A 9,590-nucleotide genomic window follows, 5' to 3' on the forward strand; every position below is an offset into this window, starting at 1 on the left:
CGGCTGGGGGTGGACAACAGCGCCGACTTCGTGCGCGAGCTGATGCACCGCGCCCACGTGGTGGCCACGCCCAGCCGCGATTTCAGCGACCGCGACGCCGGCACCCACGTGCGCTTTTCCACTGCCAGCAGCCTGGCGGACCTGCAAGAGGCGATCGCCCGCATGCAGGCGCTGTTCGGCTGACGCCGGGCCCCGACCCGGGGCGCCCGGGTCAGAAACTTTCCCAGTCGCCTTCGGCGCTGTTGCTGGCTGCCGCCGCCGGGCGTGCCGCCGGCTTGGGCAAGGACGCCGCCTGGCGCGGGGCCGCCGCCGGGGCCGGTTTGGCCCGGCTGGCCACGGCCGGTGCGGCGGGCGCGCGGTCGCCGTGGGCGTCCAGCGGCTCGCCCCTGTTCATGCCCTGCTTGCGCAGCTCCACCGCGTCCATTTCGGCCAGGGTGACGTCGTTGGCGGTCAGGCGGAACACCCGGATGGTGCTGTGCACCTGCTCCACCTGCGAGGTGAGCGACGCGGCCGCGGCCGACAGCTCCTCCACCATGGCGGCGTTTTGCTGGGTGATCGAATCCATCTGCGACACCGCCTCGCTGACCTGGGCCACACCGCTGGACTGTTCGCTGGCCGAGTTGCTGATTTCCTCCAGCACCGAGGTGACGCGCTCGACCGACACCATCGCCTCGTCCATGCGCACCCGGGCTTCGCCGGCGCGCTGGTTGCCGGCATCGACCCGGCCACGCGATTCCTCGATGAGTTCGCGGATTTCCTTGGCCGCCGAGGTGGTGCGCTGGGCCAGCGCCCGCACTTCGGATGCCACCACCGCAAAGCCCCGGCCCTGTTCGCCGGCGCGCGCGGCCTCCACCGCCGCGTTCAGCGCCAGGATGTTGGTCTGGAAGGCCACGCCTTCGATCACCTGGATGATGTCGCCGATGCGGCGCGACGACTCGGCGATGTCCTTCATCGTGTCGGCCACGGTGAGCACGGCGGCGTGGCTGCGCTTGGCCACGCCGGCGGTGTCGCGGGCCACGCCCGCGCCCTCGGAGGCCAGGTGCGCGGTCTGCTGGATGGTGCCGTTGATCTCCTCCATCGAGGCGGCGGTCTGCTCCAGGTTGCTGGCCTGGGCCTCGGTGCGGGCCGACAGGTCGTTGTTGCCGGCCGCGATCTCGTTGGCGCCGCCGAGCAGGTTGCGCACCTCGTGGCGGATGTCGCGCACCACCGTGCGCACCGACACGTTGAGCTGGGCCAGCGCCAGCTGCAATTGGCCGATTTCGCCAGTGGCGTTGACGGTGATGGGCTGGGTCAGGTCGCCACCGGCCATCAGGTTGGCTTCACGGATGACGCGGTTGATGGCCTCCACGCTGCGCACCGCGAAGAACGCCGACAAGGACACCGTGCCCAGCGCCGCCAGCGCGGTGACCCAGCCCGGCATGCCCAGTTCGGCCGCCACCAGCGGGCCGCCGGCGGCCAGCACGCTCAGCCAGATCAGCTGGCCGCGCAGGCCGGGCCGGAACAGCCGCGCCACACCGCCCGCCAGCCCCTTGCGCACCACCGCGCCGCGGTGCAGCACGTGCTTGCGCCGGCCCGCCGCGGCTTCGGCGCGCATGGTTTCGTAGAGCTTGTCGTAGGTGGCGATTTCGGCGGCGGTGGGCTTGGTCCGCACCGACAGAAAGCCCACGATGCGTTCGCCGTCGCGCATGGGCGTGGCGTTGGCGCGCACCCAGTAGTGGTCGCCGTTCTTGCGGCGGTTCTTCACCAGCGCGGTCCAGGGCAGCCCTTCTTCCTGGATGGTGTGCCACATGTCGCGGAAGGCCTCTTCCGGCATGTCGGGGTGGCGCACCAGGTTGTGCGGCTGGCCCAGCAGTTCGTCGCGGGTGTAGCCGCTGACCGCCACGAAGTTGGTGTTGCAGTAGGTGATGCGGCCTTTGAGGTCGGTGACCGAAATCAGCGTCTGGTCCGCCGGAAAGTCGTAGTTGTTTTGGGTGATGGGCAGGTTGGTGCGCATGAAGGGCTTCCGGTGAAACGCTGGGGCAAAAGGGTGCCTGTGGTGGCTTTATCGGCAGTTGCAACCATTTTTATACAGAACCCCGCGCCCGTCACGGTCGATCTGGATCAAATCGGTGGTTTTTGAGGGATTCGATCACAGCCAGGGCGGCGTCGGTGTCAAAGTCATCAATGGCCCGCGACAGGGCCTGGGTGTCCAGTCCGTTCGGCGCGCCGTGGCGCTGCACCCAGTCGGCGCAGGCGTCGAACACGGCCAGGTCGCCTGCTCGGACCAGGGCCTCCAGGGCATGCAAGTCCTGCAGCGCCATGGCCGCCACGGGCGGTGGAGGGGCGGCGGGGTCGGGCACCGCCAACGCATCGGCCCACGCCCCGCGCTGGGCGGCCAGGGTGGCGTCGGCCAGCGCCGGCAGGGCCAGGGCGTCGGCCGGCCAGGCGCCAACGCGGCACTGCCGTTCCCACCGGGCCGCCAGCGCGGCCAGGCGTTCGGCGCCGGTGCTGGCCGCGCCGCTCTTGAGCCGGTGCAGGGCGGCCGCGGCCAGCACCGTGTCGTCCGCCTGTCGCGCGGCCTGCCATTCGGCCAGTTGCGGACGCAGGGTGTCGGGGTAGCCGCGCAGCAGGCGCTGGAAAAAGGCTCGGTCGCCGCCCAGGCGGCGCAGGGCCGGTTCGGGGGCGAACACGGGCAGCGTGTCTTCCTCGGGCGGATCGGCCGGCGTCGGCTCGAACGGCGCCGTGGCCGGCCTGGGCGGGGCGCAGCGCCCGGTGTGGGCCTGCACCACGCGCACCACTTCGTCCAGGTCGAAGGGTTTGCCCAGGTGGTCGTTCATGCCGGCGTCGAGGCAGGCCTGCCGGTCGGCGGCCATGGCGTTGGCGGTCATGGCGACGATGGGCAGGCCGGCCCCGCCGGGCAGGCGGCGGATCGCCTGGGTGGCCTGCAAACCGTCCATCACGGGCATTTGCATGTCCATCAGCACCAGGTCGTGGGCCCGGATGTCGGCGCGCAAGCGCTGCAGGGCGGCCAGGCCGTGCTCGGCCACCGCCACCGTGGCGCCTTCGCGGCGCAGCATCTCCTGCGCCACCTCCTGGTTGAAGGCATTGTCCTCCACCAGCAACAGGCGCAGGCCCTGCAGGCGGCGCGGCGCGGCGGGGGCGGGCCACGGGCAGGCGGCCGCGGTGTCGGCGCCGTCCAGTGCCTGGCGGTAGGCCCGCAACAACTGCGGCACCGTCAGCGGTTTGACCAGCAGGTGCTGCGGCTGCCCACCGGGGCTGGGCTGGGCCGGGGCCTCCACATCGGCGCCCCGGGTCAGTTGCAGCCACACCGGTGCGGGTGCGCCGGGCGCGCGCGCCTGCAAGGCCGCCGCGAGCGCCGCGTGCGGGTCGGCACCCATGCGCGCCTCCGACACCACCAGCGACAGCGCGGCGGTGTCGGGCAGGCCATCGGTCCAGACGGTGCAGCCCAGGGCCTCCAGCCCGCACCGCAGGGCCGCCTGGGTGCGCGGGTGGCAGCCGACCAGCCAGACGCCGGCCGGCAACGGGCCGGGGGCCGGGGCCGGCGGGGCGGTGCCCGGGGCCAGCACCCCCAGCGCCAGCTCGCAGGTGAAGCTGCTACCGCAGCCGGGCGTGCTCTCCAGCGCCATCTGCCCACCCATCAGCGCGACCAGGCGCTGGCTGATGGCCAGCCCCAGCCCGGTGCCGCCGTACTGGCGCGCGGTGGAGGCCTCGGCCTGGAAAAACCCGCTGAAGATGAAGGCCTGCTGCTGCGGGTCGATGCCGATGCCGGTGTCGCGCACCTCGAAGCGCAGCCAGAGCCGGTCGGCCTCGGCGCGCACCGGGGCGATGCGCAACACCACCTCGCCCAGCGAGGTGAACTTGACCGCGTTGCCCAACAGGTTGATGAGGACCTGCTTGAGCCGCAAGGCATCGCCGACCAGCACCGGCGGCAGGGCCGGGTCCAGGTCGAACACCAGCTCCAGCGATTTGCCGCCCAGCGTGCCCGACAGCACGGTGGACAGGTCGGCCAGCAGGTCGTCGAGCACGAAGGGCTCGGGGTCCAGCGCCATTTTTCCGGCCTCGACCTTGGAGAAGTCCAGGATGTCGTTGAGGATGTCGAGCAGGGCGCGGGCGGCGCGGCCGGTCTTGTCCACCAATTCGGCCTGGCGCGGCGCCAGCTCGGTGAACTGCAGCAGGCGCAGCATGCCCAGCACCGCGTTCATGGGCGTGCGGATCTCGTGGCTCATGTTGGCCAGGAACTGGCTCTTGCTGCGCGAGGCGGCGTCGGCGGCCAGCAGGGCGCGCTGGGTGTCGGTCACGTCGATGCGGAAGGCGACGTGGAAACCGTCGGGCGTGGTGCGGTCGGCCAGGTGCAGCCAGCGGCCGTCGCGCATCTCGATGGTCTGGTCGGAGCCCGGGCTGCGGAAGCGCCGCAGCCGCTCGGCCACCCAGTCTTCGGGCCGGTCCACGCCCACCGGGGTGGCGCTTTCGGCACCGGCGCGCAGCACGTCCTCGTAGCGCACGCCAGCGGCGGTGGAACCGTCCACCCCCGGGGACATGGCGCGGTAGGGCTCGTTGCAGAACACCAGCCGCTCCTGCGGGTCGTACAGCGCAAAGGCCTCGCCCAGCGCGTCGATGGCCGCGCGCAGGGTGCGCTCGCTCTCCTGGGCCCGGCGCTGGGCGTGGGTGAAGGCGGTCACGTCCAGCACCGCCCCGATGGTCAGCGTCTGGCCGTGCTCGTCCACCTCCTGTTCGGCCAGCAGGCGCAGCCACAGGCGGCCGCGGCGTTCCGACGCCACCTCCACCACGGTGTCGAACGGCAGCGGCAGCCGCTGCACCCGCTGCACGATGGCCGCGAGCTTGGGGTGGTCGGTGGGAAAGGCGTGGTAGCCCGGCACCTCCGGCACCACGGCGCCCTCGTCGGGCCGGATGCCGTAGATCGCCAGACACTCGACCGACAGGTACAGGGTGTCCTGGCGTCCGGCCTGGAACCAGCCGCCCACGCCGGCCAGGCGCCCGGTGCGCGCCAGCAGGCGCCGGCTGGCGGCCAGTGCCATCTTCGCCTGCTTGAGGCGGGTGATGTCGTGGCGGATCGAGATGAACTTCTCCACCCGGCCATCGGGGCCGCGCTGGGGCGCGATCAGGCTGTCCACCCAGTACAGCGAACCGTCCTTGGCGCGGTTGCAGATCTCGCCGCGCCAGGGCTGGCCACGGCCGATGGTGGCCCACATCGCGGCCCAGAACGGGGGCGGGTGGGTGCCCGAGTTGACGATGCGGTGGTGGCTGCCCACCAGTTCGGCGGCGCTGTAGCCGCTGATGGCCTCGAAACGCGGGTTCACCCGCAGAATGGTCCCGTCGCGGTCGGTTTCCGAGACGATGGCGTGGCGGTTCAGGGTCTCGACCAGCGCCCGACCCTCGCGCACGGCGGCCTGCAGGCGCCGGCGCTCGCGCTGGAGCTCGTCGATGTCGGTCAGGGCCAGGCTGTGGCCCAGGCCGGGCACCGCCTGCAGCGCCACGCGCAGCCAGCGTTCGCGGCCGTCGGCCAGGCCGACACACAGCTCGCTCTCGCCGCCCGCCGCCAGCCGGGCCGCCCAGGACCCGGGCGGATCGGCCAGCTCGCCCGGGCGCAGCGGCAAGGCCTCGTCGAGCGCGCGGCCCAGCCAGGCAGACGGTGGGCCGCACCAGCGCTCGGCGGCGGGGTTGGCGGCCAGCAGCCGGCCCGCGCCGTCGCACAGCAACAGCGCCTGGGCGCAGTGCGGCGCCCACAGGGCCCAGGCCGACCGCAGCGCCTGGGCGTCGCTCACCGGGGGCACCGCCATGCCGTCAGCCCGGCCACCAGCGGCGCAGGCCTTCGGTCAGGGCCTCGACCGACAGCGGTTTGATGAGAAAGGCATCGGCCCCGGCACGGGCGAAATGCGCCTGGGTGTCGGCGCCGCCATCGCCCGACATCATCACCACCGGCTGGCGTTGGCCGGGGCGGTCGCGCTCGCGGATGGCGCACAGGGTCTGGTAGCCGTCCAGGTCGGGCATGTGGATGTCCAGCAGCACCAGGTCGAAGCGCTGCTGGGCCAGGGCGCTCAGCGCCCGCTGGCCGCCGTTGACCATGGCGCCGCCGTGCCCCAGTTCGCGCAACAGGCGGGCGGCCACGCGCAGGTTCAGGGCGTCGTCGTCGGCCACCAGCACGCGCAGGCCGGTGGTGGGGGCGCATGTGGCCGTCATGACCGGCTTTCGAGCGAAGGGGAGCGGCGCAAGGCCGGACAGCAAGCGGTTCGCAACATGGTCCCCATCATAGCCAGCCGCGCGGGGTCAGACGTCGGGGTCGGCACCACCCACCCGCGGCACCACCCGGCGGATGGCCTCGGGCGCAAAGCCGCGCGCGGCCAGAAACCGCATCTGCCGGGCGCGCTCGGCCACATCGGCCGGGGCCTGCCCGAACCGCTTGGCCCACACCGCCTGGGCCCGCGCCAGCTCGGTTTCGCGCAGGCGCTGCACCGCCTCGTCCACCACCGCCTCGCTCAGGCCCTTGGCCTGCAACTCGCCGCGCACCCGGGCGGTGCCCAGCTTGTCGGCGCGGCGGTGCAGCACGCTGTCGGCCACCCGGGTTTCGCTGATGAAGCCGCGCGCCTCCAGCCCGTCCAGCGCCTGCGCCAGCGTGCCGGGCTCGGTTTCGTGCGGGCGCAGCTTGCGCTCCAGTTCGGCCCGGGAATGCTCGCGCTGCGCCAGCAGGCGCAGCGCCCGGGCCTTGAGCGACGGCCCGGTCACCCCGCCGCTCATTCGGCGTCCGCGGGGTCCAGCTCGTCGGCCGCCGGGGCCGGCTGCGCGCCGGCCACGAACGGCGGCAAGGCGGGCACGCCCAGCGCGGCGCGGATCTTGTTCTCCATCTCGTGCGCCAGCTGCGGGTTCTCGCGCAGGAACTCGCGCGCGTTCTCGCGGCCCTGGCCGATCTTCTCGCCCTGGTAGGCGTACCAGGCGCCCGACTTTTCCACCACCTTGTGCAGCACGCCCAGGTCGATGATCTCGCCCTGGCGGCTGATGCCTTCGCCGTAGAGGATGTCGAACTCGGCCGTCTTGAACGGCGGCGCCACCTTGTTCTTCACCACCTTCACCTTGGTCTCGCTGCCCACCACCTCGTCGCCCTTCTTGATGGAGCCGATGCGGCGGATGTCGATGCGCACCGAGGCGTAGAACTTGAGCGCGTTGCCCCCGGTGGTGGTTTCGGGGCTGCCGAACATCACGCCGATCTTCATGCGGATCTGGTTGATGAAGATGACCATGCAGTTGGTCTTCTTGATAGTGGCGGTCAGCTTGCGCAGGGCCTGGCTCATCAGGCGGGCTTGCAGGCCGGGCAGGCTGTCGCCCATGTCGCCTTCGATTTCGGCCTTGGGCGTGAGCGCGGCCACCGAGTCCACCACGATCAGGTCCACCGCGCCGGAGCGCACCAGGCTGTCGACGATCTCCAGCGCCTGCTCGCCGGTGTCGGGCTGGGAGATCAGCATGTCCTGCAGGTTCACGCCCAGCTTCTGGGCGTACTGCACGTCCAGCGCGTGCTCGGCGTCCACAAAGGCGCAGGTGCCGCCCAGTTTTTGCATCTGCGCGATCACCTGCAGCGTCAGCGTGGTCTTGCCGGAGGATTCCGGGCCGTAGATTTCCACCACCCGGCCGCGCGGCAGGCCGCCCACGCCCAGGGCCACGTCCAAGCCCAGCGAGCCGGTGGAGACGACCTGGATGTCCTCGATGGCCTCGCCTTCGCCGAGGCGCATGATGGTGCCTTTGCCGAACTGCTTCTCGATTTGCGCGAGGGCGGCTTGCAGGGCTTTGGCTTTTTCGGTGTCGGGGGCTTTGACGGCGGCGTTCATGAATAACTCCTTGAAAAACATGGGGTTGAAGCACCAGCCTCCCCGGCTTCAACGATGGTGTGTCGGTGCTTGAGGGGCAGTTTATCGCGATATAACTTCTTAAAACACTGATTTTTAGTCAGTTTGACTTACCATTAGACCGTGACCGCAACACCCCCCGCGCCCGACAACGACCGCTGGCGCCTGACCCACCTGGGCCGGCTCATGGGCCACGCCCTGCGCCGCTTCGACGCCCGGGTGCTGGCGCTGATGGCCCACTCGGCCGAGGCGCCGCTGGCCCTGTCGCACCTGGCCGCGCGCGACCAGGTCGGCGCCGCCATCGTGCACATCACCCGCCACCTGGAACGGGGCGGCTCGCGCCTGACCGAGCTGGCCGACCGCGCCGGCATGAGCAAACAGGCCATGGGCGACCTGGTGGACCAGTGCGCCGCCTGGGGCCTGGTGCGGCGCGAGCCGGACCCGCGGGACGCGCGGGCCAAGCGCATCGTCTTCACCCCGGCCGGGCTGGACTGGCTGCAGGCCTTTCGCCAAGCGGTGCAGCAGGCCGAGGCCGAGTTCCGCGAACAGGTGGGCGCCAGCGTGGCCACCGTGGTGGCGTTGGGCCTGGAGGCCTATGCCGACGGGGACCAACCCTGACGCGCCCCAGGCCGGGCAGCGAACCCCGGGCCGGGCGCCTAAAATGCAGACAAATCCAAGAAGCTGGCCCCACAAGCCGACACATTTCCCCAGGAGGCAAGCCATGCGCATACTCATCGCAGAAGACGACCAGGTGCTCGCCGACGGCCTGTTGCGCACCCTGCGCGCCGCCGGCGCCGCGGTGGACCACGTGCCCAGCGGCAGCGAGGCCGACGCGGCGCTGATGACCAACAACGAATTCGACCTGCTCATCCTCGACCTGGGCCTGCCCAAAATGCACGGGCTGGAGGTGCTCAAGCGCCTGCGCTCGCGCGGCTCGGCCCTGCCGGTGCTGATCCTGACCGCCGCCGACAGCGTGGACGACCGGGTCAAGGGCCTGGACCTGGGCGCCGACGACTACATGGCCAAGCCCTTTGCGTTGCAGGAACTGGAGGCCCGCGTGCGCGCCCTGGTGCGGCGCGGCAACGGCGCGGCCAGCAGCCAGATCAAGCACGGCCCGCTGGTGTACGACCAGGCCGGCCGCGTGGCCACCATCGACGGCAAGATGGTCGAACTGTCCGCGCGCGAACTGGGCCTGCTGGAGGTGCTGCTGCAGCGCGCCGGCCGTCTGGTCAGCAAGGACCAGTTGGTGGAGCGCCTGTGCGAATGGGGCGAAGAGGTGAGCAACAACGCCATCGAGGTCTACATCCACCGCCTGCGCAAGAAGATCGAGAAGGGGCCGATCCGCATCGCCACCGTGCGCGGGCTGGGCTACTGCCTTGAAAAAATCGCCGGCTGAGGCCTCGCCGCTCGATACCGAACCGGACCCGCCCGCCCCGGCCGGGCCGATGCCGTTCGGCCTGTTCCAGCGCGAACAACGCAGCCTGTTCGGCGAGATCCTGGACTGGATGCTCACCCCACTGCTGCTGCTGTGGCCGCTGAGCCTGGCGCTGACCTGGTTTGTGGCCCAGGGCATTGCCAGCAAGCCCTACGACCGGGCGCTGGAGTTCAACCTGCAGGCGCTGACCCAATTCGTGGTGGTGCGCGACAACCTGACCCAGTTCAACCTCACCGCCCAGGCGCGCGACCTGCTGCGCGCCGACGACACCGACCTGGTGTTCTACCAGGTGCGCGACGGCA

8 protein-coding genes and 1 pseudogene are annotated in these 9,590 nt (G+C 71.4%); 4 read left to right on the top strand and 5 right to left on the bottom strand.

The genetic code is table 11. The features are described 5' to 3' along the window. Nucleotides 1-183 (top strand): annotated as a pseudogene (locus HA630_RS23790) (aminotransferase); the annotation flags it as partial. A 28-nt stretch (nucleotides 184-211) separates the two neighbouring features. Here the strand turns inward: HA630_RS23790 and HA630_RS17735 are convergent. From HA630_RS17735 to recA, 5 genes are all read right to left on the bottom strand, one after another. Next, complete coding sequence (locus HA630_RS17735) at nucleotides 212-1,993, bottom strand: PAS domain-containing methyl-accepting chemotaxis protein (protein ID WP_166836426.1); 1,782 nt, start codon at nucleotides 1,991-1,993, stop codon at nucleotides 212-214. A gap of 91 nt (nucleotides 1,994-2,084) precedes the next feature. After that, a complete protein-coding gene (locus HA630_RS17740; RefSeq protein WP_166836428.1) occupies nucleotides 2,085-5,798 on the bottom strand; it encodes an ATP-binding protein in 3,714 nt (1,237 codons plus the stop codon). Between the two features lie 4 nt (nucleotides 5,799-5,802). Next, a complete protein-coding gene (locus HA630_RS17745) occupies nucleotides 5,803-6,198 on the bottom strand; it encodes a response regulator (protein ID WP_166836430.1) in 396 nt (131 codons plus the stop codon). Nucleotides 6,199-6,285: 87 nt separating this feature from the next. Continuing rightward, on the bottom strand, nucleotides 6,286-6,753 hold the full coding sequence (recX, locus tag HA630_RS17750) for a recombination regulator RecX (RefSeq protein ID WP_166836432.1): 468 nt from the start codon (nucleotides 6,751-6,753) through the stop codon (nucleotides 6,286-6,288). Next, the gene (gene recA, locus HA630_RS17755; RefSeq protein WP_166836434.1) at nucleotides 6,750-7,835 is read right to left on the bottom strand and encodes a recombinase RecA; all 1,086 of its coding nucleotides are present in this window, start codon (nucleotides 7,833-7,835) and stop codon (nucleotides 6,750-6,752) included. The genes recX and recA overlap by 4 nt, the downstream gene beginning before the upstream one ends. Nucleotides 7,836-8,039: 204 nt before the next feature. On the opposite strand from recA, the gene HA630_RS17760 reads away from it, so the two are divergent. The 3 genes from HA630_RS17760 to HA630_RS17770 form a co-directional block, all read left to right on the top strand. Then, nucleotides 8,040-8,471, top strand: a complete 432-nt coding sequence (locus tag HA630_RS17760; protein ID WP_166836441.1) for a MarR family winged helix-turn-helix transcriptional regulator — start codon at nucleotides 8,040-8,042, stop codon at nucleotides 8,469-8,471. 103 nt (nucleotides 8,472-8,574) lie between these two features. Further along, entirely contained in the window at nucleotides 8,575-9,249 is a 675-nt protein-coding gene (locus tag HA630_RS17765) for a response regulator transcription factor (RefSeq protein ID WP_166836436.1), read from the top strand. Nucleotides 9,250-9,298: 49 nt separating this feature from the next. Next, a partial coding sequence (locus HA630_RS17770; protein ID WP_208300150.1) for a sensor histidine kinase N-terminal domain-containing protein occupies nucleotides 9,299-9,590 on the top strand: 292 nt, incomplete at its 3' end.

The organism is Aquabacterium sp. A08 (assembly GCF_011742065.1).